General features: G+C 29.5%; 18 protein-coding genes and 13 tRNA genes. 27 read left to right on the top strand and 4 right to left on the bottom strand.

From position 1 onward, the window contains the following. Window position 1: 1 nt before the first annotated feature. The 4 genes from hisS to HMPREF3181_RS05875 all read left to right on the top strand — a co-directional run bounded on the left by hisS (window position 2) and on the right by HMPREF3181_RS05875 (window position 5,765). Window positions 2-1,303 (top strand): histidine--tRNA ligase, encoded by a 1,302-nt coding sequence (gene hisS, locus HMPREF3181_RS05860; RefSeq protein ID WP_068474404.1) that lies wholly within the window; start codon window positions 2-4, stop codon window positions 1,301-1,303. Between the two features lie 199 nt (window positions 1,304-1,502). Further along, a complete protein-coding gene (thrS, locus tag HMPREF3181_RS05865; RefSeq protein ID WP_068474406.1) occupies window positions 1,503-3,449 on the top strand; it encodes a threonine--tRNA ligase in 1,947 nt (648 codons plus the stop codon). Window positions 3,450-3,839: 390 nt separating this feature from the next. Then, entirely contained in the window at window positions 3,840-4,361 is a 522-nt protein-coding gene (locus tag HMPREF3181_RS05870) for a hypothetical protein (protein ID WP_068474409.1), read from the top strand. Next, window positions 4,362-5,765 (top strand): alanine/glycine:cation symporter family protein, encoded by a 1,404-nt coding sequence (locus HMPREF3181_RS05875; RefSeq protein ID WP_068474412.1) that lies wholly within the window; start codon window positions 4,362-4,364, stop codon window positions 5,763-5,765. Between the two features lie 429 nt (window positions 5,766-6,194). Here HMPREF3181_RS05875 and HMPREF3181_RS05880 read toward each other — a convergent pair whose 3' ends face one another. After that, a complete protein-coding gene (locus tag HMPREF3181_RS05880) occupies window positions 6,195-6,998 on the bottom strand; it encodes a CPBP family intramembrane glutamic endopeptidase (RefSeq protein ID WP_068474415.1) in 804 nt (267 codons plus the stop codon). Window positions 6,999-7,010: 12 nt separating this feature from the next. Beyond that, entirely contained in the window at window positions 7,011-7,706 is a 696-nt protein-coding gene (locus tag HMPREF3181_RS05885; protein WP_068474417.1) for a Crp/Fnr family transcriptional regulator, read from the bottom strand. A 272-nt stretch (window positions 7,707-7,978) separates the two neighbouring features. Here HMPREF3181_RS05885 and HMPREF3181_RS05890 point away from each other — a divergent pair, with 272 nt between their 5' ends. Then, window positions 7,979-9,514 (top strand): YjjI family glycine radical enzyme, encoded by a 1,536-nt coding sequence (locus HMPREF3181_RS05890; RefSeq protein ID WP_068474423.1) that lies wholly within the window; start codon window positions 7,979-7,981, stop codon window positions 9,512-9,514. Continuing rightward, complete coding sequence (locus tag HMPREF3181_RS05895) at window positions 9,504-10,349, top strand: YjjW family glycine radical enzyme activase (RefSeq protein ID WP_068474432.1); 846 nt, start codon at window positions 9,504-9,506, stop codon at window positions 10,347-10,349. The genes HMPREF3181_RS05890 and HMPREF3181_RS05895 overlap by 11 nt, the downstream gene beginning before the upstream one ends. 35 nt (window positions 10,350-10,384) lie before the next feature. On the opposite strand, the gene hpf is transcribed toward HMPREF3181_RS05895, so the two are convergent. Then, window positions 10,385-10,912, bottom strand: a complete 528-nt coding sequence (gene hpf / locus HMPREF3181_RS05900) for a ribosome hibernation-promoting factor, HPF/YfiA family (RefSeq protein ID WP_068474435.1) — start codon at window positions 10,910-10,912, stop codon at window positions 10,385-10,387. 298 nt (window positions 10,913-11,210) lie between these two features. Here hpf and ymfI point away from each other — a divergent pair, with 298 nt between their 5' ends. Both ymfI and rpsD read left to right on the top strand, forming a co-directional pair. Further along, entirely contained in the window at window positions 11,211-11,948 is a 738-nt protein-coding gene (ymfI, locus tag HMPREF3181_RS05905) for an elongation factor P 5-aminopentanone reductase (protein ID WP_068474438.1), read from the top strand. Between the two features lie 111 nt (window positions 11,949-12,059). Then, a complete protein-coding gene (gene rpsD, locus HMPREF3181_RS05910; protein ID WP_068474441.1) occupies window positions 12,060-12,659 on the top strand; it encodes a 30S ribosomal protein S4 in 600 nt (199 codons plus the stop codon). Between the two features lie 141 nt (window positions 12,660-12,800). Here rpsD and brnQ read toward each other — a convergent pair whose 3' ends face one another. Then, a complete protein-coding gene (brnQ, locus tag HMPREF3181_RS05915) occupies window positions 12,801-14,081 on the bottom strand; it encodes a branched-chain amino acid transport system II carrier protein (RefSeq protein WP_068474444.1) in 1,281 nt (426 codons plus the stop codon). 195 nt (window positions 14,082-14,276) lie between these two features. Here brnQ and pepF point away from each other — a divergent pair, with 195 nt between their 5' ends. From pepF to HMPREF3181_RS06010, 19 genes are all read left to right on the top strand, one after another. Continuing rightward, the gene (gene pepF, locus HMPREF3181_RS05920) at window positions 14,277-16,070 is read left to right on the top strand and encodes an oligoendopeptidase F (protein WP_068474447.1); all 1,794 of its coding nucleotides are present in this window, start codon (window positions 14,277-14,279) and stop codon (window positions 16,068-16,070) included. 199 nt (window positions 16,071-16,269) lie between these two features. Further along, entirely contained in the window at window positions 16,270-20,931 is a 4,662-nt protein-coding gene (locus HMPREF3181_RS05925; protein WP_082713923.1) for a leucine-rich repeat domain-containing protein, read from the top strand. Window positions 20,932-21,091: 160 nt separating this feature from the next. Then, window positions 21,092-21,541: a tRNA (adenosine(37)-N6)-threonylcarbamoyltransferase complex ATPase subunit type 1 TsaE gene (tsaE, locus tag HMPREF3181_RS05930; RefSeq protein WP_068474450.1), complete on the top strand. Its 450-nt coding sequence runs from the start codon at window positions 21,092-21,094 to the stop codon at window positions 21,539-21,541. Continuing rightward, window positions 21,541-22,227, top strand: coding sequence for a tRNA (adenosine(37)-N6)-threonylcarbamoyltransferase complex dimerization subunit type 1 TsaB (gene tsaB / locus HMPREF3181_RS05935; RefSeq protein WP_068474454.1), 687 nt, complete (start codon window positions 21,541-21,543; stop codon window positions 22,225-22,227). The genes tsaE and tsaB overlap by 1 nt, the downstream gene beginning before the upstream one ends. A gap of 1 nt (window position 22,228) precedes the next feature. Continuing rightward, on the top strand, window positions 22,229-22,660 hold the full coding sequence (gene rimI / locus HMPREF3181_RS05940) for a ribosomal protein S18-alanine N-acetyltransferase (protein ID WP_068474456.1): 432 nt from the start codon (window positions 22,229-22,231) through the stop codon (window positions 22,658-22,660). Beyond that, on the top strand, window positions 22,660-23,670 hold the full coding sequence (gene tsaD / locus HMPREF3181_RS05945) for a tRNA (adenosine(37)-N6)-threonylcarbamoyltransferase complex transferase subunit TsaD (RefSeq protein ID WP_068474458.1): 1,011 nt from the start codon (window positions 22,660-22,662) through the stop codon (window positions 23,668-23,670). The genes rimI and tsaD overlap by 1 nt, the downstream gene beginning before the upstream one ends. A 197-nt stretch (window positions 23,671-23,867) precedes the next feature. Then, window positions 23,868-23,942, top strand: a tRNA-Glu gene (locus tag HMPREF3181_RS05950). Window positions 23,943-23,990: 48 nt separating this feature from the next. Next, a tRNA-Val gene (locus HMPREF3181_RS05955) sits at window positions 23,991-24,066 on the top strand. Between the two features lie 5 nt (window positions 24,067-24,071). Continuing rightward, a tRNA-Asp gene (locus HMPREF3181_RS05960) sits at window positions 24,072-24,148 on the top strand. Between the two features lie 4 nt (window positions 24,149-24,152). Continuing rightward, window positions 24,153-24,228 (top strand) — tRNA-Thr (locus tag HMPREF3181_RS05965). Between the two features lie 23 nt (window positions 24,229-24,251). Beyond that, window positions 24,252-24,336: transfer RNA gene (locus HMPREF3181_RS05970), tRNA-Tyr, on the top strand. A 39-nt stretch (window positions 24,337-24,375) separates the two neighbouring features. Beyond that, a tRNA-Gly gene (locus tag HMPREF3181_RS05975) sits at window positions 24,376-24,449 on the top strand. Between the two features lie 4 nt (window positions 24,450-24,453). Then, a tRNA-Arg gene (locus tag HMPREF3181_RS05980) sits at window positions 24,454-24,530 on the top strand. 5 nt (window positions 24,531-24,535) lie between these two features. Further along, window positions 24,536-24,612 (top strand) — tRNA-Gln (locus tag HMPREF3181_RS05985). A 7-nt stretch (window positions 24,613-24,619) separates the two neighbouring features. Then, window positions 24,620-24,695: transfer RNA gene (locus tag HMPREF3181_RS05990), tRNA-Lys, on the top strand. Window positions 24,696-24,700: 5 nt separating this feature from the next. Continuing rightward, window positions 24,701-24,789, top strand: a tRNA-Ser gene (locus HMPREF3181_RS05995). Between the two features lie 4 nt (window positions 24,790-24,793). Beyond that, window positions 24,794-24,884, top strand: a tRNA-Ser gene (locus HMPREF3181_RS06000). A gap of 7 nt (window positions 24,885-24,891) precedes the next feature. Next, window positions 24,892-24,968 (top strand) — tRNA-Ile (locus HMPREF3181_RS06005). A 73-nt stretch (window positions 24,969-25,041) separates the two neighbouring features. After that, window positions 25,042-25,115, top strand: a tRNA-Trp gene (locus HMPREF3181_RS06010). Window positions 25,116-25,322 lie beyond the last annotated feature (207 nt).

Here is a 25,322-nt window from a genome sequence, read left to right on the forward strand (position 1 = left end):
TATGGGATTTATAAAGCCAAGCAATGTTGTTGGAACTATGGAACTTTTGCCTAGTGAACAAATTTTGTTTGATAATGTTAAAAATATAATTGAGGATACTTTTAAAAAGCGTGGTTTTTTACCGATAGATACGCCTGTTTTTGAAAAGAATGAGGTTCTTTTGGCTAAGGGTGGTGGAGAAACTACAAAACAAATTTTTAAGATTGATTCTGAAAGTAAGGATATTTCTTTAAGATTTGATTTGACCGTTCCTTTGGCGAGATATGTTGCTCAGTATTTTAATGATTTGAATTTTCCTTTTAGAAGATACCATATAGCTAAGGTTTATCGTGGTGAGAGAAATCAAAAGGGAAGATATAAAGAATTTTATCAATGTGATATTGATGTTATTGGAAATGGAAAACTTGATATAAAAAATGATGCAGAGCTTCCTTATATAATTTATGAAATTTTTTCAAAGATTATAAACGAAAAGTTTGCGATTAATTTTAGTAATTTAAAAATTATAAATGGCGTTTTTGAAAGCTTAGGTATTGAAAATAAGACAGATATTTTAAGAATTATTGATAAGATTGAAAAAATCGGACTTGAAAAAGTTATTTCAGAGCTTAAAGCTATCGGTATTTCTGATGATGTTTTAGAAAAAATTGTAGAATTTATAAATATATCCGGAAGTAATGAAGAAATTATCGAAAAGTTAAATTCTTTAGAAATTTCAAATGAACTTTTTGTAAAAGGGGTTGAGGAGTTAAAAGAGGTTTATGCTTGTATGAAACTTTTTGGAATTCCTGATGAATTTATAAGAATAAACTTGACGATAACAAGAGGTCTGGATTACTATACAGGAACTGTTTATGAAACATTTTTAGAAAATTATAGACAACTTGGAAGTGTATGCTCCGGAGGTCGATATGACGATCTTTCAAGTAATTATACAAGTCAAGTTTTGCCTGGTGTTGGTATTTCTATCGGACTTACAAGATTGTTCTACCAACTACTTGATAAGAATTTATTTAAGGAAATAAAAGTAAATAGTATTGACGCTTTAATCATTCCGATGGAAAATTGTTATGATTATGCTATAAAACTATTGAATTTATTTGAAAATAGTGGTAAAATAATACAAGTATATTTTGAAGATGCAAAGATGAAGAAAAAAATATCTTATGCAGACAAGTTAAATATTCCTTATATAATCATAGTTGGAGAGGACGAGAAAAATACAAATACTTACACAGTTAAGGATTTAAAAACCGGAGAGCAAAAGACTGTTGATTTTGAAGGATTGTTAAAGTTAATATAGACGTTGAAGTAACGAGTAGGAAAATAGGGCTTTAAGAGAGAGTGGAACGTGGCTGTAATTCCATTTAAGATACCGTTTTTTGAAAACTATTATGGAGTCTTTTATCTAATTAAGAAGTAATTAGGGTGGAACCACGAGCCATCGTCCCTACGTTGTAGGGGTGAAGGCTCTTTTTTGTATAGAAAAATAGGAGGAAGATATGGAAATGATTAAAGTTACATTCCCTGACGGGTCTGTTCATGAATTTGAAAAAGGTGTAAAAATTTTAGACGTTGCAATCAGTATTTCTGAAGGTTTTGCAAGAAATGTTTTAGGAGCAGTTATAAATGATGAGATTACAAAAGGTTTAAGTGAAACATTAAAAGAAGATTGCACAGTTAAATTTGTAAAGTTTGAGGATAAAGAAGGAAAAGATATTTTCTGGCATACATCAAGTCATGTTATGGCTCTTGCCATTCAAAGACTTTTCCCTGATACAAAGTTTGGTATCGGACCATCAATAGAAAACGGATTTTACTATGACTTAGATTCTGATCATAAATTCACACCGGAAGATTTGGTTAAAATTGAAGAAGAAATGAAAAAAATAGTAAAAGAAGGATTTTCAGTAGATAGAAAAGAAGTAGATAGAGATTTTGCTTTAAAATATTTTGCGGAAAAAGGACAAGATTATAAAATTGACTTAATCGAAGGTTTTGATGCAGATGCTGAGCTTTCTTTCTACGAATTAGGAGAATTTACTGACCTTTGTAGAGGACCTCATCTTGTTGATGTAAAGAAAATTAAAGCTGTTAAACTTTTAAGTATTGCAGGTGCATATTGGAGAGGTAGCGAAAAAAATAAAATGCTACAAAGAATTTATGGTATAACTTTTGAAAAGAAAAAAGATTTAGATGAATACTTAGAATATTTAGAAGATGCAAAACAAAGAGACCACAGAAAAATCGGTAAAGAATTGGGAATCTTTATGATTAGCCAAAATGTAGGTGCAGGACTTCCTTTCTGGTTACCAAAGGGAGCAACAATTAGACGTGTAGTTGAAAGATATATAGTAGATAAAGAAATTGAATGTGGATATGAACACGTTTATACACCAATCCTTGCAAATGTTGATTTATATAAAACTTCAGGACATTGGGACCATTACCAAGACAGTATGTTCCCTCCAATGGACTTAGGAAATGGAGAAATGTTAGTTTTAAGACCTATGAACTGTCCTCATCACATGGAAATCTACAATAATGAAGTTCATAGTTACAAGGAGTTTCCTATCAGAATTGCAGAACTTGGAATGATGCACCGTTACGAAATGAGTGGAACATTATCAGGGCTTCAAAGAGTTAGAGAAATGACTTTGAATGACGCTCACATTTTTGTTCGTCCTGACCAAATTCAAGAAGAATTTACAAGAGTTGTAAACTTAATGAAATCTGTTTACGAAGATTTTAATATAAAGAATTATAGATTTAGATTAAGTTACAGAGATCCTGAAAACAAAGAAAAATATTTTGATAATGATGAAATGTGGAACAATGCTGAAACAATGCTTAAAAAGGCAATGGACGACTTGGGATATGAATACTTTGAAGCAAAAGGAGAAGCTGCTTTCTATGGTCCAAAACTTGACGTTCAAGTAAAAACTGCAATAGGTTTAGAAGAAACTCTTTCTACAATTCAACTTGACTTCTTGTTACCTGAAAGGTTTGATTTAACTTATGTTGGAGAAGACGGAAAGAATAATCACAGACCTGTTGTAATCCACAGAGGAATTGTTTCAACAATGGAAAGATTTATAGCTTATCTAATTGAAGAATATAAAGGGTCATTCCCAACATGGTTATCACCTGAACAAGTTAAAATTTTACCGATTTCAGATAAATTTAACGACTATGCTTATGAGCTAAAACAAGCATTTGCTAAAAAAGATATAAGAGTATCAGTTGATGATAGAGCTGAAAAAATTGGATTAAAAATTAGAGAGGCACAACTTGCTAAAATTCCTTACAGCTTGATAGTTGGAGAAAATGAAGTAAACGAAAAAACTGTTTCTGTTAGAAAACGTGGAGAGGGAGATAAAGGCTCAATGAAAGTAGAAGAGTTCCTTGAAATGATTCTTGATGAAGTAAATGCAAAAGCAATTAAATAGTTAAAGAAAAAGTTATTGTGATTTTCGCAATAACTTTTTTTGCGCATAAAAAACTGTATAGAATAATCTACACAGTCAGAGTACAGACAAAACTAATGCTTTTTCTGCACTCTGAAGTAAGGCTTAATGCCTTGCTTTTTATTTTTATTAGATATATATATATATATATATTACAACAAAAAAACAATCGTATAATTAAATTTATCTTAATTTAAATTATCTTTTTAAAGATACAAATAATTTTGTTACTAATTTTTTATATAATATTAATGCTAAAAAACTAGATTGTTAAAAAATATTAAAAGATATTGAAATTTTTTTTGTTTTTTGGTACAATATTACTTACTGTACATATTATTTATGTATAATATATAAATAAAGGAGAAAAAAATGTTTAAGACTATTTTAGTTTCAGTTGTTGTTGCTATATGTTCATTATTAAATTTTAATTTAGGACAAACAGATTTAAGAGCTTCCATGGGAATCGTTGCATTAATTGTTGCACTTCATGATGACCCTGACCTTAATGAATTAAAAACTGGCTTAATAGCTGGTATTTTCGTTTTCTTAATGAGAATATTAGTAAGTGCATTTGCAGGAAAAGCTTTAACCTTTGATGTTATAAGTTCTTATTCTATAGAAATTTTATTTTATGCAAGTTATGCCTTATTCTACCTTATACTTGTTAGACATGATCACTCAGCTTACAAAACACCTTTTATAATGCTACTTATGCTTTGTGATTTTGGTGCAAATACTGTTGAATACGTTGTAAGATTTTTAATATTTGGAGGTGGAATAATGAAAAGTCAATTTAATGATATTTTCATTTCTGCATTCATTCGTTCTGCAATTATATGGATAATTGTTTCATATCTTGCAAAATACAAATTAAAAAATAAGGAGAATTAAATGGATTTTATAAAAATTGTTGATGTTTTAAGCGGTTTCTTATGGAACTATGTTTTACTTTTTTGCTTAGTGGGAATAGGAATTTATATGTCTATTAGACTTAAATTTCCACAATTTACAAGACTTTTTCCAGCTCTCGGAAAAATGTTTAGAGATATAAAAGAAAATAAACCCGTAGAAGAAGGAAGAATGACTCCATTTCAATCTTTATCTACTGCAATTGCCGCTCAAGTTGGAACCGGTAATATAGTAGGTGTTGCAACCGCTGTTGCATCAGGTGGACCTGGAGCTGCATTTTGGATGCTTTTATCTGCTTTTTTTGGAATGAGTACAATTTTTTGTGAAGCAGTTTTAGCACAAGTTTACAGAGAAAAAAGAAATGGAGAATTAGTAGGAGGCCCTGCTTACTACATAAAAAATGGATTAAAAAATAAATATCTTGCTGGATTTTTTGCAGTTACTTGTATAGTTGCTTTAGGAATAGTTGGTATAATGGTTCAATCAAACTCTGTTGTGGAATCATTAAAAACTTCTATAAAATTGCCAAGTACAATAACAATCATCGGGCTTATAGCTTTTGTAGGAATAGTTCTAACAGGTGGTATGGATAGAATTGCAAAATTTACAGAAAAAGTTGTTCCTGTTATGGCTTTTTCTTATGTATTTGGTTGTTTAGTAATAATAGTAATGTTTTCTAATAAATTATTACCTGCTGTAGGTTTGATTTTTGAAGGAGCTTTTACTCCTCAAGCTATTGGTGGAGGCGTATTAGGAATAACTTTAAGAGATACAATAAGATATGGTCTTGCTCGTGGTCTTTTTTCAAACGAAGCAGGTATGGGATCAACTCCTCATTCACATGCCGTAGCACACACAGATCATCCGGCAGAACAAGGTTTTACTGCTATGATAGGCGTTTTCATATCTACATTTTTAATTTGTCTATCTACAATAATTATAAACATTGTAAGTGGTTCATATAACATGAACATTCCATCAGCTGAAATGGCAAAATCAGCTACATTAATGACTCAAAATGCTTTTATCAAAGGATTTTATAGCTTTGGTGGTATATTTTTATCATTATCTCTTACATTTTTCTCACTTACAACAATAGTTGGTTGGTATTTCTTTGCAGAATCAAATATAAAATACATTGCAGGAAACAAAAAAACAATTATAATTGTATTTAGAATAATAGTGCTTACTATGCTTGCTGTAGCTCCAATTTTCCAAGGAGATTTTGTTTGGAAACTATCAGATCTTTTCATGGGGCTTATGGCGTTACCTAACTTAATCGCTCTTATATTATTATCAAATAAAAGCGTAAGTATCTTAAAAGACTATGATAAATGTGTTAAAGAAGGTAATGTACATTTTGAATATGAATTTGAAAATAAATAATTTTTAAATAAAAAAGTGTCAATATTTTTATTGACACTTCAGACTGATGACAAAGGTGTCAATGAGAAATCATTGACGCTTTTTTAGTGGAGAAAAGAGTTGAAAAGTAATATAAGGAGATGTTGAAAATGCTACATAAGAATGATGAAAATAGAGTAAATCAAGTGCAAATGAGAAAGAAAAAGCAAAAATGTAAATAAAAGCTCTCCTAACTTTTGCGTGTCTAAATATGAAAAAATTAGCAAATATGATGAGTAAATTAGGTAGAAAGAGACCTAATTTTTTAAATTTCAGAGAAATTTATATAAAATTTAAGATTTTAATAAATTCTTAAGTGATTTTTAACTAAAAACAAAAATACACAAAAAAAGCACAGACAAAATAATGCTTTGTCTGCGCTCTGACTGTATAGAATAATCTATACAGTTTTTAATATAATAATGTTATTATTGCTAAAAGATTGTTTAAAAAATGTCCCAAAATACAAGGCATTAAAGATTTACTTTTTTCATATATCAAACATCCAATGAAACTTGGAACTATATATAAAGGAACTAAGTACAGTCCATCGTGAATTACTGCAAATACAAAAGCAGAAACTAATGCCGGTAGGAATATTTTTAAGAGCTTTCCTTTGTCTTGAAAAATTTCGTGGAAAAATGTAAATACTCCATATTTAAAAGCAATCTCTTCGCCTATCGGTGCTGATATTAATAAATTAATTAATAATATCTTATTTAATTTTAAAGACTTTAAAATACTCTCAGTATTATTACTCTTAAAAGTTAATCCGAATAGTGGGTAGGTATATGAAATTATGATATTCCATAAAATCATAAATACACCAAGACCAATTCCAATTAAAAATAATTTTTTAAAAGAAACAGTTGTTTTGTTTTTAGAGATACTATCAGTTCTTTTTTTAACTATAAAAATAGCTATTATAAATGCAATAAGTGTTGCAATAGATCCTAAAATATCAACAAAAAATTTATCAAACGATTCTCTGTTTTCAATTAAATAAGCATTATTTTCAAAAAACTTAACTACAAAGTTTAAACTCATCATACTTTCCATAATTTTTTGATTATCTAAAATTTTAATACATATTAACATAATAAAAATTGGAGTTAGAAAGTAGTTTAAAACTATAAATAAAGATTTTTTATTAAATTTTTTTGTCTTTTTATCTGAATTGGATACTGAGTTAGCATTTTCGATAGATTCACTCATAATACTCACCTATTAGTCGTTATCTACACCTTTTTCTTTTGAGTATTCAACTAAATTATCGTAATTTTCCTTTGAAATTATGATTTTACCTGTTTGTCTTGAAATACAATTTCTATCAATCAATTCATTTAAATATCTATACATTGTTCTTTCGTTAATTCTTAAATAGTCAGAGATAACTTTTTTAGTTAAAGTAATTCTAACAGGGAATTCAACTTCAACACATTTAGATAAGAAGAATTCAATTAAGTTTTTCTTTCTTCCGTAGTTTTTAGTTAAATCGAATGTAGCGATAGAATGTTTAGCAAAGTCTAATAAGAAGTGATTGTAAATTTTTAAAAGTTCAATACTTTCAGCTTCTCTTTCAAATGCTTCAACTGGAATTCTAATAAGTCTTGTATCTTTGAAGAATGCAACACTCTTATAGAAATCATGTTTGTTATCCATAAATTCAAGTAAACCAAGTATAGAAGTATTTGTAATGTGATTAAATACTATTAGTTCCCCAACGGGTGTGAAGTGAACTACATTTGCACTACCTCTAACTAATAAATATAAATAATCCAGTTTGTCGTTTTCTTTAATTATTACAGTTTTCTTCTTTACTTTAAGCACAGTGAATTCTGAATATAATCTTTTATCAGTTTTTAAATCGAAAGTTTTGTCGATTAAAACTTTTCTTAATAAAGTAACTAATTTACTTTCCATTAATGTCCCTCCTTAAATAATCATACAATATATTATAATACAAATTAATTAAAAAATAAAGGGATAATCGTTAAAATTCACAAAAAAAATTTAAAAAATACGACTAATAAATGATAATTATTTTTGTTTAGATGATACTTTATCTGATTTATGGTTTTTGATTATTTTTTTAATAACTCAAAAAAGACAAATTACAGTATCATTTTTTGTTTTAATGATATATAATAAGGGTAAATAGTAGATGACTTTATGACATAAAATTTGGAGGTATTATGATTTCAGAAATTAAAACATTAGAAGAAGCTAGAGAGTTGTCAATGAATATTATTAAGGCAAAAGATTTAACTTTTGAACAAAAGACTTCTCAGCTTGCAAAACTTGCGGAAAACTTAAATAATTTTCCAAAAAATTCAGTAAATGAAAGAATATTTGAAATTTCAGAAAACGGAGGTTTTTGTGATTTGTGGGAAGGACATGCTCCTTATGCACCAAGATACATTTGTCCGAATTACCAAAAACTTTTAGATGAGGGCTGTAAATTTTTACGTCTTGAAAAATCTGAAACTCTACTTGATGCAATTAATAATTTATTAATTTTTTACCATCATATTCCTTCTATAACTAGATATCCTGTTTATATTGGGAAAATTGATAAACTTTTAGACCCGTTCATCACAGATAGAGATGAGGCTAAAAAGTTAATTAGATGGTTCTTAATTTCTTTAGATAGAACAATTAACGACAGTTTTTGTCATGCAAATATTGGGCCTGAAAAAACTGTTGCAGGAGAAATCATTTTGGAATTACTTCCAACTTTAAATAATGTTACTCCAAATATGACTATTTTATATGATGAAGACATAACTCCTGATGATTTTGGAGAAAAATGTGTTTATGCATCACTTTTAACTGCAAACCCTGCTTTTGCAAATGACAAATATTACAGAAAAGATTTTGGTGGCGACTATGCGATAGCAAGTTGTTACAACGGACTTCCTATTTCAGGAGGTGCATTTACTCTTAGCAGATTAAGACTTGGTTCACTTGCAAGAAGTTCAAGTTCAAAACAAGATTTTTTTGATAGGGTTTTACCTGAGGCGATAGACTTAATGTGTAACTTTATGGAAGGAAAGATTAGATTTTTAGTTGAAGAAACTCCTTTCTTTGAAGAAAACTTCTTGGTTAAAGAGGGATTCATTGAATTGGATAGATTTGTCGGACTTTTCGGTTTAGTTGGTTTACATGAATGTGTTCAAAAACTTTTAGAATTTGAAAATAAAGATTTGGAATATGGAAAAGATGAATATGCAAATAACTTAGGATTGGAAGTTATGGATTTCTTAGAAAAGAGAGTAAATTCATTTGAAAGTAAGTATTCAACTTTTTGGAATCACAAGTTTATGTTACATTCACAAGTTGGAGCACAAGACGATACAGAGGATAGTGCCGGTGTTAGAATTAGAATTGGAAAAGAAGTTCCAATGTATGAACATATTAAACATTCAGGACTTTTCCACAAATATTTTCCATCAGGGATTGGCGACCATTTTCCATTTGATGAAACTGCAGAAAAAAATCCATCAGCTGTTTTGGATATTTTTAAAGCAGGTTTTAAACTTAATATGAGATACATTTCTTGTTATGGAGAAAATGGAGATTTGATTCGTGTAACTGGATATTTGGTAAAAAAATCTGATATGCAAAAATTTATTGACGGTGAAAGAGTTAGCTACGATACTGTTCAATATGCAAGAGAGGCTTTTGAAAAATATCATTTATTAGAACGTAAGGTTAGAGATGTTGAATAAAGGAAAAATAAACAAAATAATAGATATGTCGGTGGTGGACGGACCTGGTAACAGGACGTCCATTTTCCTACAAGGTTGTAATTTTAATTGTTTTTATTGTCATAATCCTGAAACGATAAGACATTGCATAAACTGTATGGAATGTATTCCGTCTTGTCCGACTAAAAGTTTGACAAATGTAGATGGAAAAATTGTTTGGAACGATAAAACTTGTATAAATTGTGATGAATGTATTAGAGTCTGTAAGCATCTTTCAAGTCCTAAAATATATAATTGGACAGTTGAAGAAACTCTTGAAAGAATTAAAAAGAATATGCCTTTCATAAGGGGAATTACTGTTAGTGGTGGAGAATGTACTTTACAACATAATTTTTTGGTGCCACTTTTTACGGAAGTAAAAAAACTTGGATTAACTTGTTTTGTGGATACAAACGGAAGTCTGCCTTTTAAAAAATTACCAAAATTAGTTGATGTTACAGATTCTTTTATGCTTGATATAAAAGCATTTGATAATGAAGAACATATTTTTATAACTAAGAGCAAAGTTGATACGGTTTTAGAAAATGCAGATTATCTTGCAAGTATTGACAAGCTATTTGAAATAAGAACGGTAACAGTTGCTGGAATGGATAATAGAACAACAGTTGATAAAATTACAAAGATGCTTTCCAAGTACATAAAAATGGGACATAAGATTAGATACAAGATTATAAAATATAGAAAATTTGGTGTTAGGGAAGAATACAGTATGTTTTCATCTCCAATCGATGAAGAAATGGAAGAATTGAAACAAATAGCATTGGATAATGGATTTTATGATGTTGTTATTGTTTAAAGAAAAAGAGGATTTTTAAAAAATCCTCTTTTTGTCTATTCAACTATTATTAAACCATAGTGTCCATCTTTTCTTTTATATAAAACATTTGTTTTTGAATCTTTTGCATTTTTGAAAATAAAGAAGTCATGGTTTAAAAGTTCTATTTGTAAAATAGCCTCTTCTTCAGACATTGTAGCAACGTCAAAGTTTTTAACTCTAACAATTTTTGATTCTTCTTCATCTTCAACCGGTTCAGAAATTTTTTCAAATCTGATAGTTTCTAATGCTTGATATTTCTTTTGTAACTTTGTTTTGTTTTTTCTTATTTGTCTTTCAAGATTGTCTAAAACAATATCTATTGAAGTGTACATATCAGTTGTACTTTCTTCGGCTCTAAGTATTGTACTATTTGGTAAATAAATTGTTGCTTCAAAAATTTTGTTATTTTTAACAGAACTGTAAGTAACTTTACCTTCAATGTCTTTAGAAAAGAATTTATCTAGCTTTTCAAATTTCTTAGCAGTAATATCTCTTAAAGCATCAGTGATTTCAATGTTTTTACCTATAAATTTTAACTTCATACAAATACCTCCTAACATTTTTTACAATTATATCGAAAAAATATAATTGTTATGTTAATTATATTATACCATATTTTCCTGTAAAATAACTAAACTAAGGACAAATACGGTGAAATAAAATTCTCATCATAGAAAAGTTTATTAATGTTGATTTTATTATACCATATTTTCCTGTAAAATACCAAACTAAAGTGAAATAATTTTTTATTTTGCGTTTGTTTGTGGTATAATTAAAATTACTTTAGACTTATCTAAAACGAAAATATGATGAAATAACATTTATTTTAAAGGAGTTAGTATGAAAAGGGATACTGTACTTATAACAGGGGCATCAAGGGGCATTGGCTCGGCGATTGCAAAGAGCTTGGCAAAGGAAAATTATAATATAGTTATAAATTATAGGGAACAAGAAACAGAGGCAAAAAAAGTTTTTGACGAAATAAAAGAATATAATTCAAATGTTTTGATGATAAAGGCAGATATAAGAAAAACAGAAGACGTTGAAAATATGTTTTTAGAAATAGAAAAAATTTTTGGAAATGTAGATATTTTAATAAATAATGCAGGAATTTCAAGTGTGAAATTTTTTCAAGATATCACAGAAGAAGAATGGGAAGATATGTTTAATGTAAATGTTCATGGAGCTTATCGTTGCATAAAGAGAGCTATTCCTTCAATGATAAGTAATAGATACGGAAAAATTATTGGGATTAGCTCAATATGGGGAGTTACCGGTGGCTCACTTGAGGCGCATTACTCTGCAACTAAAGGAGCAATTATTTCTATGAATAAAGCTTTGGCAAAGGAACTTGGTTATTCAGGAATAACCGTAAACACCGTTGCACCGGGTGGAATTGATACAGATATGTTAAAAAATATTTCAAAGGAAAATCTTGAAGAATATTGCTCGGAATTTCCACTTCAAAGACTTGGAAAGCCGGAAGAAATTGCAAGTGTTGTAAAGTTTTTGGTTTCAAAAGATTCTTCTTATATAACAGGACAAGTTATAAATGTTAACGGAGGAGCTTTTATTTAAAAATTATTGAAAAAAACATAAAAAAGCTATTTACAAAATATAAAAAAAGTTGTATAATTTATGCGTGGCTATAAATTATCGCGGCAAATAATTTATGGGGAGTATGAAAATATGGCAAAAATGATGGGACCTAGATTTAAACAATCAAGAAGACTAGGCTTAAATGTATGCGGACACCCAAAAGCTAATAAGAGAATGGGTAAAGGTCTTGCAAGAAACGACAAAAAATTAACAGAATACGGTTTACAATTACTAGAAAAACAAAGACTAAGAGCTTACTATGGAGTTATGGAAAAACAATTCAGAACTTATGTAGAAAAAGCACTTAGACAAAAAGAACGTATAACAGGGGACGCTCTTGTTATGATGTTAGAAACAAGATTAGATAACCTTGTTTACAGAATGGGTTTTGCGTCTTCAATTAGACAAGCAAGACAAATGGTAGTTCATGGACATATGCTTGTTAATGGTAAAAAAGTTGATATACCTTCATACGCAGTAAAAGTTGGAGATGAAATCACTTTAAGAGAAAAATCACAAAAAGTAGAAATGTTCAAAGAAAACTTTGAATCTACATTCTTAGGAGTTGTTCCTTATATCGAAAAGAAAGAAGGATTGAAAGCAACTTTAACTAGAATGCCTGAAAGAAATGAAGTTCCTATTGAAATTCAAGACTCATTAGTAGTAGAATTCTACTCAAGATTAATTTAACACAAAGAAAAGCACGAATCATCGTGCTTTTTTGTTTGTAAAAAAAGAACCTCACCTTTACACGATGGTGGGTTCCTGATAACCTTGTTGATTTACAAAAAAAGTGATGTAAACGCTAATACATCACTTTTTCTTTTGATTTTATTTCTTTTTAATAAATAATGCTATTACAAATGCTATAAAACTTGGAATTATCCAGTTAAAACCTATATCACTTAATGGTAAAATAGTTATAAATTTAAAAATTCCTAATTGTTCATAAAGTACATGTATAAAACTTATTATAACTGCTGTGAAAGTCGGTAGTTTGAATATTAAATCATTTTTGATTTTTTCTTTGAAAAATGTAAGTATAATTAAAACAATTGTCGGTGGATAAACAACAGCAAGTATTGGAGCGCCTATTTTTACTATTCCGCTAACTCCGATTATTGCAGCTGTAGTTCCAAATATACAAATACAAAGTATAAAAGTGGAATATTTTATTTTTCCCTTTGTGATATTTACTAAATATTCTCCAGACGCCGATGTAAGTCCTATTGATGTTGTTAAACAAGCAAGGAATGATGCTAAGCCTAAAGCAATTTTTCCTGCATTTCCCAAAAGATTTTGTGTTACATTTACAATTATTTGTGATTGTTCGGCATCTATTCCATATTGTGTAGAAACTGTTGCTCCAAGATATGTAAGTCCACCATAGATTAGTCCTAAAGTAGTGCAAGCTATAAGTCCTGACTTGAACAATATTTTTACTTGTTGTTTCGGTTCGTTGTATCCTTTGTTTTTTAATGTCAACATTAAAACTGAACCAACTGCAAGAGATACGAAACAGTCCATTGTTTGATAACCGTCGATTAGTCCTTTTCCTAAAACATTATTTATTTTAGCTGTTTCAGCTGGGGCTCCAAGTGGAGTAATTGTTACTTTAACAATGATTACAACCAATGCAAGTATTAGAAAAGGTGTTAAAAATTTTCCGATAATATCTACAACTTTTGAAGGTCTAACAGTTAAAAAATAAGTTAAAGCATAAAAAATAATTGCAACTATTGTGATTGAATAAATATTATGGAAACCTAAAATTGGCTTAATTCCCACTTCGTAAGCTGTTGCTCCAGTTCTTGGAATTACAAGTAATGGACCTACGCACATTATAACCATAAAACTTAAAAATAGTGCCGGTTTTTCTCCGATAGGTCTAAAAAATTTCATTATATCACATTCATAGTAAGTAACTGCCATCAATGCTATAAGAGGAAGACCGACGGCTGTAATTGTAAATCCTAAAAATGTTATGAACCAAGAACTACCTGAAAGAACTCCCAAATATGGAGGGAAAATTAAGTTCCCTGCTCCAAAAAACATTGCAAAAAGTGCAAATCCAAACGTTAACATATCAACTATGCTATTTTTTTTGTTCATTACATTCTCTCCTTAAAAATAAAAAAATTTAAAATGAAAAATCTTGTATTTTACATAACAGTATTTTACAAAAAAATTAGTAAAAATACAATACTAAAAATGAGTTTTCTAAAAATATTTTTTAAATAATGTAATTTTTTAAAAAAATATGGTAAAATAGATAAGAATGAAAGAAAACATTTTAGGAGGAATATGATGAAAAGAAATGAAGTAGATAAAAATCTAACTTGGGACTTAACTGACATTTTTAAAACTGAAGAAGACTATAAAAATGCTCTTAAGGAAATTGTAGAAAAGACAGATGAGCTTGTAAAGATTTACGAGGGCAAACTTGATTGCTATTGCACAATCAATAGCTGTTTAGAAGATTTAAAACCTATTCGTGTTTTATTGGACTTAGCCGGAAACTATGCAAGTTTGGACTACGAAACAGATTTAGGCGGAAAAGCACAATTTGAAAGAATTGTAAACTTTGAAAATATAGTTGCTCCTGTTTATTCAAAACTTAGTTTTGTAGAAACTGAAATTTTAGCAAATGATAAAAAAATCATAGAAAAAGCTATGGAAGAAAATTCTGAAAATAGAAGATTTTTAGAAAAACTTTTAGATAGAAAAGAACATACATTATCAAAAGAAGTTGAAAGTACACTTTCTTCTTTAATTGGAAGTTTTGAAACTCCTTACAGAGTTTATCAACAATCAAAAATGCAAGACCTTTCTTTTGAAGATGTTGAAGTAAATGGCGTAAAAACTCCAATGAGCTACAATATTTTTGAAGGTAGTTTTGAAGTTGATGCAAATACAGAATTTAGAAGAGATGCTTTTAAAAAATTCTACAACACTTTAGAAAAATATGAAAATACTTTTGCAAGTGCATATTACAGCCATGTTCAACAAGATAAGGCTATGTCTAAAGTTAGAAAATACGACAATGTTTTTGAATATTTACTTGCAGAACAAGAAGTTACAATGGATATGTATAATAGACAATGTGATGTTATTATGGAAAAACTTGCACCACATATTAGAAAGTATGCAAGACTTTTAAAGAGAGTAAATAAACTTGATAAAATGACTTTTTCTGATATGAAAATGCCTTTAGATGCAGATTTTCAAAAAGTTTATAGCATTGATGAATGTAAAAAAATGGTTATAGACGGACTTTCCGTTTTAGGTGATGATTATAAGTCATATTTGGAAAATGCTTTTGAAAAGAAATGTATAGACTATGTTGATAACGAAGGAAAAGCCTCAGGAGCTTTCTGTGCGAGTCCTTACAGAGTGCATCCTTATGTACTTTTAACTTGGTCAGGAAATATGTCTGATATACTAACAGTTGCTCACGAACTTGGACATGGTGGACATTTTACTCTTTGCAACCAATATCAAAATATTTTAAATGTTGACTGTTCAACTTATTTTGTAGAGGCACCGTCAACAACAAATGAATTGATTATGGCTCACTATCTATTGGAAAATGCAAAGACGGATAGAGAAAGAAGATGGATTATTTCTGAAATAATTTCAAAAACTTATTACCACAACTTTGTAACACATTTCTTAGAGGCATACTATCAAAGAGAAGTTTACAAAATTATCGACAATGGTGGAGCGGTTGATGCTACAACTTTAAATACAATCTTTAAAGAAACTATGGAAAAATTCTTCGGAGAAGATGTTGAACTTGTTGACGGAGTTGAAAGAACTTGGATGAGACAACCACATTACTATATGGGACTTTATTCATACACTTACAGCGCAGGTTTAACAATCGGAACTCAAATGTGCCTAAACATTTTAAAAGACAATTCAAAAGCTAAACAATGGATTGAAGTTTTAAAAGCTGGTGGAAGTAAAAATCCTATTGAACTTGCAAAAATGGCTGACGTTGATATTACAACAGACGCACCGCTTGTTAATACAATAGAATATATTGGAAGTTTAATCGACGAAATGGAAAGATTAACAGACAAAATAGAACAAGAATAAAAATGGAAAAGATGCTAATTTAATTGGCATCTTTTTTTATATAGAAAGAGAGAATTTATTTAAGGTATGAATTTTAATCCGTTTATATAGAAAAAATTTATTCAAAGTGGTTTATGGATAAGAAAAAACTATTATACTTATATGACAATTTGTGTTAAAATATTAATGAATATTTGTTTTTACGGAAAGGTGGTAAATTATGAAAAATAAAAGTGTATTGGCATTGGCTTTGCTTTGTGGTTTTTCTTTTTCACAAAATATAAGCTATGCAGATGGCGAAACGGTAATTTATAACAAAGATGGAATTGTTTTAAAGTTAAATGGAGATGATAAGGGAACATTTAAAGTTTCTATTGAAAACAATAGTAGTAAGGATATGTTCGGAGTTAAATTAAAATCTGAAGATATTAAAGGGCTTAAAATTGTTGGTGGAAAAGAAATTGAAATTGGAAATGTTAAGGCTGGAGAAAAACGAGTTTTAGATGAAAAAGAATTAAAATTCGAAATAGAAAAAGCTATTCAACATTCAATAAAAAAAGGCAAACTTTCAAAAACTGGAGTTGATGGGGTTTATAAGATTTACATACCAATTGCTATTGCCGGAATGGTGGGTGCTATATGTGTTCTAGTTTCTAAAAAGAGAAATGCTAAGAGATTGTTGTCAGTCGCTATTGGAACTGGAATTTTAGCCTCTTCAATTTTAACTTATACAACAAATGCTGATGTTATTTATAAAAATTCTGTTGATGTTGGTGGAAAGATTAATATAAGCGATGAGTTTTATGATTATGTTGGGGTTTTAATGTGGAATGATGTTGAATCTGGAAAAATAAATGAAAAAGATAATACAAAACCTGATATAAATCCAAACAAACCGGATACAAAACCGGATACAAAACCGGATACAAAACCAGATACAAAACCGGATACAAAACCTGATGAGCCGAGTGTTCCGAATAATCCGGAAGAAAAAGATAAAGTTGTTGAAATCGAAGATGCAAATTTGAAAAAATTTATCCTTGATAAGTTACATGCTTATAATGGCGAAGATAGTTTTGAAGCGGAAATGAAAGAATACAACTTTAAACTGACTGATAAGTCATATAGAAAAGATAAAAATTCAAATGATATATATAAGAGTGATTTGGAAAAAATTGAAGCACTTGGTATAAGAGGAATGAATGCTAATGAAGATGACATTATTGAAGTTAGCAGTATTAAAGGTTTAGAATTTTGTAAAAATTTAAAATCACTTACAATTTCTTCCGGAGAAATTCCTGATGACGACGAAGAAATAAGATATTCAGAGGGAGCTATTAAAGATTTAACTCCACTTTCTGCTCTTAAAAAGCTTGAATTGTTAAGACTTTCTCATAATGAAATATCTGATGTTTCTCCTTTAAAGGATTTGACAAATTTAAAGAGTTTATATATTTCACATAACAACATTTCTGATATTAGTGCTTTGAAAAATCTTAAAAATTTAGAAAACTTTGATTTTGCTGTAAATAAAGTTTCTGATATTGGTGCTTTGAAAAATCTTAAAAATTTAAAACTTTTAGATATTTATTCAAATAGTATTTCTAGTATTGATGCTGTTAAAGATCTTGAAAAATTATTGTACTTTAGAGCTGATAGTAATAAAATTGAAAACATTGACTCTTTAAAGAATTTAAAAGTTTTGGAAGATTTGGACTTGGGAAGTAATGCTCTTAAAGACACTTCTGTTTTGAATGATTTAACAAATTTGAAAAAATTAAGTTTAAAGAAAAATAATCTTAAAAATATAGATTTGAGTAAACTTGTAAATCTTGAAGAGTTAGATTTGGAAAAAAATGAGTTAAAAGATGTTGCATTTCTTGCAAATGTGCTTAATTTAAAAAATCTATATGTTCAAAATAATAAGATTGAAAATTTAAATGCTATTTCAAAGCTAACTAATCTACAATTATTAAATTTTAGTAACAACTCAATTTCAGATATTAATTTTGTAAAAGACTTAGTTAAGGTTACAAGTTTGCGTCTATCAAATAATGTGGTTTCAGATATTTCTGCAATTAAAAACTTAAATGAACTTACTGAGGTGCATATTGATGGAAATAAGGTAAAAGATTTTACAGTTTTAAATGAAAAGAAAGGATTATCTGAAAAAATTATTCACAATCAAAATATTGATTTTGAAAAAGAATTGGAGTCCACTGAAAAAACTTTTGAAGTAGATAATGTATTTATTGGTCTTGAAGATATTGCAAAAGATAAGAAAATAAAAGTTTCTTCTGAAAATAAAGATATTACAGTAGTTTTAGAAAATGGCAAATTGAAATTTAGTTTAACGGATAAAGCCGTTGAAAATTTAAATAAAGGCAGTTTAGATTTTGTTGTTAATTTTGAATTTGAAAATACTTTAGATTATACTAATACTCCTAATGTGTTGAAATTAAATGTAAAACTTAAAAAAGTTGAAAAAGCTAAACCTGAAGAAAAAGATGAGTTTGTTGATATTGAAGATGCTAAGTTATTAAAAGTTATTAATAAAAACTTAGGTCTTGATAGAGCAGACGACCAAAAAGTTACTGTTAAGGAAATGGAAAGTTTAACAGAATTATCTCTTTTCTTAGATGAAAATGGAAAGGCTCATTTTCCTATAAAAATGAGTAAAGAAGAAAAAGATGATGAACCCAAAAAGTCAATTTTAGGAGAGCCTCAAAGTTTACAAGGGACAAAAGATTTTAAATTTGCAGTTACTAGAGGAATAAAGAGTATTAAAGGTTTGGAATATGCAAAAAATCTTGAAAAATTAAAATTAAATGAAAATGAAATTTCTGATATTAGTCCTCTTAAAGATTTAACAAAATTAAAATATTTAGAGATTCAAAGAAATAGAATTGTCGATATCAAACCTTTGGAAAATTTAAAAAATCTTGAATTTTTGAAGTTATATAATAATTTAATTGAAGAATTAAAACCACTTGCAGGTTTAACGAATCTAAAAGGACTTGATTTGCATTACAATGTAACTGTTGAAGGAGATGAAAGTCATAAAAAGATTTCAAAGGGAATTACTGATATTTCTCCACTAAAGGATTTGAAAAACTTAGACTTCTTAGACATTTCTGCAAATAGAATTGAAGATGTTTCTATTCTTAAAGATTTTGATAAGATTGTAGATTTAGATTTGTCAGGAAATAGAATTAAAAATTATACAGGACTTGAAGATTATATTGCCAAAAGATTGGAAAAAGCATTAAATGAAGGTGTTGGAAGTATGCTACACGCAGGACAAACTGTATCGCTTGGAGAAACTTTGAATGTAAAATCAAATGAAGTTTCTTTTGGTTCTCCTTATTTAGGAATAGAAGAATTAGGTAAAAGTATAGCTAAGGCTTTTGAGAAAGAATATAATGTATTTGAAAAATCAAGCACAAATATAAAGGGTATTGACGCAAGTTATGACAAGGAAACTAAAAAAATTACTTTAAAAATTTCAGATGATGCTATTGCTGAAAATAATGGAAAAGAAGTTGATTTAGTGGTAAAATTAACTGATGCTGAGGGAGCTTATGGCTTTACTATCAACAGTATTAAGCTAAAATTTGATGTAGTTGAAGAAATTGTTGCCGAAGAGTATAAAGACTTTTATTACAATTTATTTAACAAATATAATAATTTTGATGAGAAATATACAAATTTAACTGATGAGGCAAATGCAAAGTTTAGTAAGACAAATCGACCTAAAAAGGATAAAAATTTTACTAAAGAAGATTTTAAAATGCTAAAAACATTTAGTATAATCGATAAAAATATTACAGATAAAATGGTTAAATCATTAAGATATGCTGAAAATTTAGAAGAATTTAAAATTATGCTTAATAGTGCCAGTTTAAAAAGAGAAGTTACGAATTTTGATTTCTTAACTAAAACTCCAAAATTGAAACAATTTATTTATCAAAATCAAGATTATAAAAACGCAAAAAAAGAAAAATTTCCTACTGAAGTAGATTTTTCAAAGAATACTGCTTTAGAAAAAGTTATTATTTCACAAACTGACTTGAGTAATGTATTGCCATTTAAAAATTTAAAATTAAAGCAATTGAGTTTGCAAGATAATAATATTACAAATATATTTTTTATCAAGGATATGTCTAGTTTAGTGAGATTAGATTTAGATAACAACAAGATTTCAAATTTGCCGGATTTATCAAAAATGCAAAATTTAGTTACTTTATACTTAAGAGATAATAATATTTCTGATATTTCTAAACTTGAAAGTTTGAAAAATCTTGAGGCTCTACATTTGAGAAATAACAAAATTTCTGATATTTCAGTTTTAACAAAATTACCAAAATTGCATAGAATTTATATTGATAAAAATAATGCTCTTGTAAATTATATGGAACTTGTTAAAAAACTTAAAGGAATAAATACTTTGTTTGTAGATGAAATTTCAAAAGATGATTTTGAGTGGATGAAAGAATTTGCCATAAGAAATGAAGTAGATGCTACTGAAGACGAAGATAAAGCAAGAATGTTTCGTTTTGAAAAGTTAGAAATTCCGGTGAATGTTAAAAAAACCGAAATAAAAGGTGGCTTTATAGAAATAGATAATCCGTTAAAAGATTGGGAAAATAACACCATAGAAGAATTTGATGGAGAAAATGTAAACGAAGAAGAAATAATTAAAAACAACAATTTGATTTTTAATGAAAACAAAATAAAGATTAAAGTTCAAGATAAAAATAAATTTGAAGAAGTTTATGAAATCGTTGCTGAAAATTATGAACATACGTTTGGTAATAAAAATTACAAACAACCTGCAACTGTTTCAGGAAAAGTTGTTTTAAAAATTAATATTTCTGAGTAATAGTTTTGGGTAAAAAGGAGATTGAAAAATCTCCTTTTTGCGTGCTTTAAACTGTTATAAAAGTTGTTTTTGTGATATAATAATTACATTAATTTAATTATCAAAAAGGAATTATGATATAATAAAATGTAATTTATGTTTTAGTTTTAGGAGGAAGAATTTGTTTGAAATAGTTTTAAATTCTTTGGAAGAATGTAATAATTTTTCTAAAAGATTTTCAAAAACATTAAAAAAGGGCGATGTAATCTCTTTGGTTGGAGATTTAGGAGCGGGTAAAACTACTTTTACTAAATTTTTAGGTGAAAGTTTGGGTATAAATGAGGACATAACTTCACCGACTTTTAACTTGGTCAATATGTATTCCGGAAAGTTTGAGTTTAATCATATGGATTTATATAGAATTGATTTTCCTGACGAGCTTTATCAGATAGACTATGAAAATTATTTTTATCCGGATGGAGTTACTATTATAGAATGGGCTGAAAAGGCGGGATATTTATTACCTAAAAATTTGGTTGAGGTTGAAATTTTAAAAATTTCCGAGAATTCAAGAAAAATTGTAATTAAAGGAAATAATAAAAGAGAATTAGAAATTATAGAGGAATTGTAATGAAAATTTTAGCGATAGATACTTCAACAACTCACAGCTCTTGTGCTGTTATGGAAGATGATTTTGTTGTTGGAGATTTTAGTATAAGTCAAAGTATGAGTCATAATGAAATTTTACTTGTTATGGTTGATGAAATGCTTAAAAAATTGAATATGGATATAGAAGAAATAGATTTGTTTGTAGCAGTTACGGGTCCCGGTTCTTTTACGGGTATCAGAATAGGCGTTACTACGATAAAAGCACTTGCTATGTCTTTAAACAAGCCGATAGTAGCTGTTAATACGCTTGAGGCTCTTTCTTTTGGAGTTTTTTCGGATAAAAAGAAAATTCCTTTGATTGATGCTAGAGGGGAGAGAGTTTATTATGGTGTTTACGAGGGTGTTTGTAATAAAAATATTGAACCTCCTGCGCTTTTAACTATTGATGAACTTTTGGAGGAATTTTCTGATAAAAATGAAAAATTTGTTTTTGTAGGGGATTGTATAAATTTATATAAAGATAGAATTTTGGAAAACAAAAATTTTGAAATAGCACCTGCTTGTTTAAACAGTTGCATTTCAAGGAATGCTTGTGTTATTGGAAAACAAAAATTTGAAAGTGGAGAAATTTCAGACTGTTTTACTCTTAGCCCTGAATATGTAAGACTTTCACAGGCACAAAGGGATTTGGAGAATAGGCAAAAATAAGATGATTTTATATAGATATGCAAATTCAAATGATATTTCGGATATTTTGTTATTAGATGAAGAAAATTTTTCGAATAATTTTGATGAAAAGTTTTATTTGGAATATATTGAAAGTAAAAAAGTTATAGTTGCAGAAAATTACGGGAAAATAGCGGGATATATTCTGTTTAATTGTGTTTTAGACGAGGCAGAGGTTTATAAAATAGTTGTGTCTAAAGATTTTAGAAAAAAACAGATAGCTTTTAAAATTATGGAGTTTTTTATAGAAGAATTAAGGTGTAATGTAAAAAAGATTTTTCTTGAAGTTAGAGAAAGTAATATTCCGGCTATTAAATTGTATGAAAAATGTGGATTTGTAAATATTAGAAAAATTGTTGATTATTATAGTAATCCAAAAGAAAATGGATATATGATGATAAAAGAGGTAGTGTAATGAATGATGTTAAGATTATGGCGATAGAAAGCAGTTGTGATGAAACCAGTGTTGCCATTGTGAAAAATGGGAGAGAGGTTATTTCTAATGTGATTTCTTCCCAAATAGATATGCATAAGAGATTTGGAGGAGTTGTTCCTGAGGTTGCAAGTAGAATGCATTTAGAGGCGATTAATAATATAGTTAAAGAATCTTTAGAAAAAGCGAATATGACTCTAAATGATGTTGATGCCATAGCTGTAACAAAAGGTCCGGGACTTGTTGGAGCTTTGCTTGTTGGAATTTCAGAGGCGAAGGCTCTGTCTTATGCAACTAAAAAACCTTTAATTGGAGTTAATCATATGAAAGGGCATATTTGTGCAACTTTTATAACTCATAAGGAATTGGAACCTCCGTTCATTTGCCTTTTAGTTTCAGGTGGACATACTTATTTAGTAGATGTTAAAGATTATAATGATATGGAAGTTGTTGGAAAAACTATTGATGATGCTTGTGGAGAGGCTTATGACAAAGTTGCAAGATGCCTTGGTATGAATTATCCAGGAGGTCCTGAAGTTGAAAGACTTGCTAAACTTGGAAATGAAAATGCGATAGATTTTCCGAGGGTAATGTTAGATAAAGACAGCTATAATTTCAGTTTTAGTGGACTTAAAACGGCAGTATTAAACTATTTGAATAGCAAAAGACAAAAAGGTGAAGAAATTTCAAAAGAAGATGTATGTGCAAGTTTTCAAAGAGCGGTTTTTGACGTTTTAATTTATAAGACTGAGAAGTTATTAAAAGAGAAAAATTTAGATACAGTTGTTGTATCCGGAGGAGTTTCTGCAAACAATACACTTAGGGAAGAAATACAAAAAATGTGTAAAAAAAATAATTTTAAATCATATTTTCCTGATAAAATATTGTGTACAGACAATGCAGCTATGATTGCATCATCAGGTTATTATGAATATATATCAGGAACTAGAAGTGATTTGACATTAAATGTTGAGCCGAATTTAGAACTTTAAAAAATTTTTTAAAATTCTAAAAAAAGTATTGACAACTAAAAAAATAAAGTGTATAATATCCAAGTAACTGTTTGAGAGATGCTTTTCGGAAAGTAATTGATAAAAAAATCAAAAAAACTTTTTAAAAAGTGTTGACAAGTTAAAAGTTATGATGTATAATAATTAGGCAGTCGATTTTAACAGAGATTGATTGATAAGGCCCCATGGTCAAGCGGTTAAGACATCGCCCTTTCACGGCGGTAACCCGGGTTCGAATCCCGGTGGGGTCACCACTTTGTTTTTACAATTTAATATTTTAATTGGTTTATTGGTTTTTATTTGGGCGCATAGCTCAGTTGGGAGAGCATCTGCCTTACAAGCAGGGGGTCATAGGTTCGAGCCCTATTGTGCCCACCAAATACGGCCTGGTAGTTCAGTTGGTTAGAATGCTAGCCTGTCACGCTAGAGGTCGTGGGTTCGAGTCCCATCCAGGTCGCCAATATGCTGGTGTAGCTCAATTGGTAGAGCAACTGACTTGTAATCAGTAGGTTAGGGGTTCAAGTCCTCCCACCAGCTCCAATCTACTTTATAGTAGATTTTATGGAGGAGTTCCCGAGTGGCCAAAGGGGACGGACTGTAAATCCGTTAGCTGCGCTTTCAGTGGTTCGAATCCACTCTCCTCCACCAATTAAATATTTGTTAAGACCATAAAGTTTGAGAGTATATGCGGGTGTAGCTCAGTGGTAGAGCCCCAGCCTTCCAAGCTGGTTGCGAGGGTTCGATTCCCTTCACCCGCTCCATTTTGCACCTATAGCTCAGCTGGATAGAGCAACGGACTTCTAATCCGTGTGCCAGAGGTTCGAATCCTCTTAGGTGCGCCAACCTTTGGGGTATAGCCAAGTCGGTAAGGCACTAGACTTTGACTCTAGCATTCCGCAGGTTCGAGTCCTGCTACCCCAGCCAATTTTATGATTCATTAGCTCAGTCGGTAGAGCACCTGACTTTTAATCAGGGTGTCCGGGGTTCGAATCCCCGATGGATCACCATTCATGGAGAGGTATCGAAGTGGTCATAACGAGGCGGTCTTGAAAACCGTTTGGGTGCAAGCCCACGTGGGTTCGAATCCCACCCTCTCCGCCACAATGGAGAAATACTCAAGTGGCTGAAGAGGCTCCCCTGCTAAGGGAGTAGATCCTTTACGGGATGCGAGGGTTCAAATCCCTCTTTCTCCGCCAATAATTTGGGCCTTTAGCTCAGTTGGTTAGAGCGCCCGGCTCATAACCGGTAGGTCCCGGGTTCAAGTCCCTGAAGGCCCACCAAATTATCTCAAGATATTTCTATTTTAGAAATATCTATTATTTTATAGAGCTAAAATAAAGGATTTAATATTGTAGGGGTATAGTTTAACGGTAGAATGTCGGTCTCCAAAACCGCTGGTGAGGGTTCGATTCCTTCTACCCCTGCCATTTACATAAAGACTTGAAATTTAATAATTAATATATCCAGATAGCGATAAGTCGGTATAAGGAAGTGGCAAAAACAACGAAGTTGTTTTTAGGCAATGCCTTAGTCTAGTGCGAAGCACGAGAGAATGAGCTATCAAATGTAAAAATAAAAATTATATAAAAAGAAAACTTATTTAAAGAAAAAATTGAATATTATATGCCCAGATA

This window comes from Parvimonas sp. KA00067, assembly GCF_001553085.1.
In the GTDB taxonomy this organism is placed as follows: domain Bacteria; phylum Bacillota; class Clostridia; order Tissierellales; family Peptoniphilaceae; genus Parvimonas; species Parvimonas parva.

Excerpts from the sequence above, each read along its gene's own strand:
- hisS (WP_068474404.1), top strand. The coding sequence starts at position 2 with ATGGGATTTATAAAGCCAAGCAATGTTGTTGGAACTATGGAACTTTTG.
- thrS (WP_068474406.1), top strand. The coding sequence starts at position 1,503 with ATGGAAATGATTAAAGTTACATTCCCTGACGGGTCTGTTCATGAATTT.
- HMPREF3181_RS05870 (WP_068474409.1), top strand. The coding sequence starts at position 3,840 with ATGTTTAAGACTATTTTAGTTTCAGTTGTTGTTGCTATATGTTCATTA.
- HMPREF3181_RS05875 (WP_068474412.1), top strand. The coding sequence starts at position 4,362 with ATGGATTTTATAAAAATTGTTGATGTTTTAAGCGGTTTCTTATGGAAC.
- HMPREF3181_RS05880 (WP_068474415.1), bottom strand. The coding sequence starts at position 6,998 with ATGAGTGAATCTATCGAAAATGCTAACTCAGTATCCAATTCAGATAAA.
- HMPREF3181_RS05885 (WP_068474417.1), bottom strand. The coding sequence starts at position 7,706 with ATGGAAAGTAAATTAGTTACTTTATTAAGAAAAGTTTTAATCGACAAA.
- HMPREF3181_RS05890 (WP_068474423.1), top strand. The coding sequence starts at position 7,979 with ATGATTTCAGAAATTAAAACATTAGAAGAAGCTAGAGAGTTGTCAATG.
- HMPREF3181_RS05895 (WP_068474432.1), top strand. The coding sequence starts at position 9,504 with ATGTTGAATAAAGGAAAAATAAACAAAATAATAGATATGTCGGTGGTG.
- hpf (WP_068474435.1), bottom strand. The coding sequence starts at position 10,912 with ATGAAGTTAAAATTTATAGGTAAAAACATTGAAATCACTGATGCTTTA.
- ymfI (WP_068474438.1), top strand. The coding sequence starts at position 11,211 with ATGAAAAGGGATACTGTACTTATAACAGGGGCATCAAGGGGCATTGGC.
- rpsD (WP_068474441.1), top strand. The coding sequence starts at position 12,060 with ATGGCAAAAATGATGGGACCTAGATTTAAACAATCAAGAAGACTAGGC.
- brnQ (WP_068474444.1), bottom strand. The coding sequence starts at position 14,081 with ATGAACAAAAAAAATAGCATAGTTGATATGTTAACGTTTGGATTTGCA.
- pepF (WP_068474447.1), top strand. The coding sequence starts at position 14,277 with ATGAAAAGAAATGAAGTAGATAAAAATCTAACTTGGGACTTAACTGAC.
- HMPREF3181_RS05925 (WP_082713923.1), top strand. The coding sequence starts at position 16,270 with ATGAAAAATAAAAGTGTATTGGCATTGGCTTTGCTTTGTGGTTTTTCT.
- tsaB (WP_068474454.1), top strand. The coding sequence starts at position 21,541 with ATGAAAATTTTAGCGATAGATACTTCAACAACTCACAGCTCTTGTGCT.
- rimI (WP_068474456.1), top strand. The coding sequence starts at position 22,229 with ATGATTTTATATAGATATGCAAATTCAAATGATATTTCGGATATTTTG.
- tsaD (WP_068474458.1), top strand. The coding sequence starts at position 22,660 with ATGAATGATGTTAAGATTATGGCGATAGAAAGCAGTTGTGATGAAACC.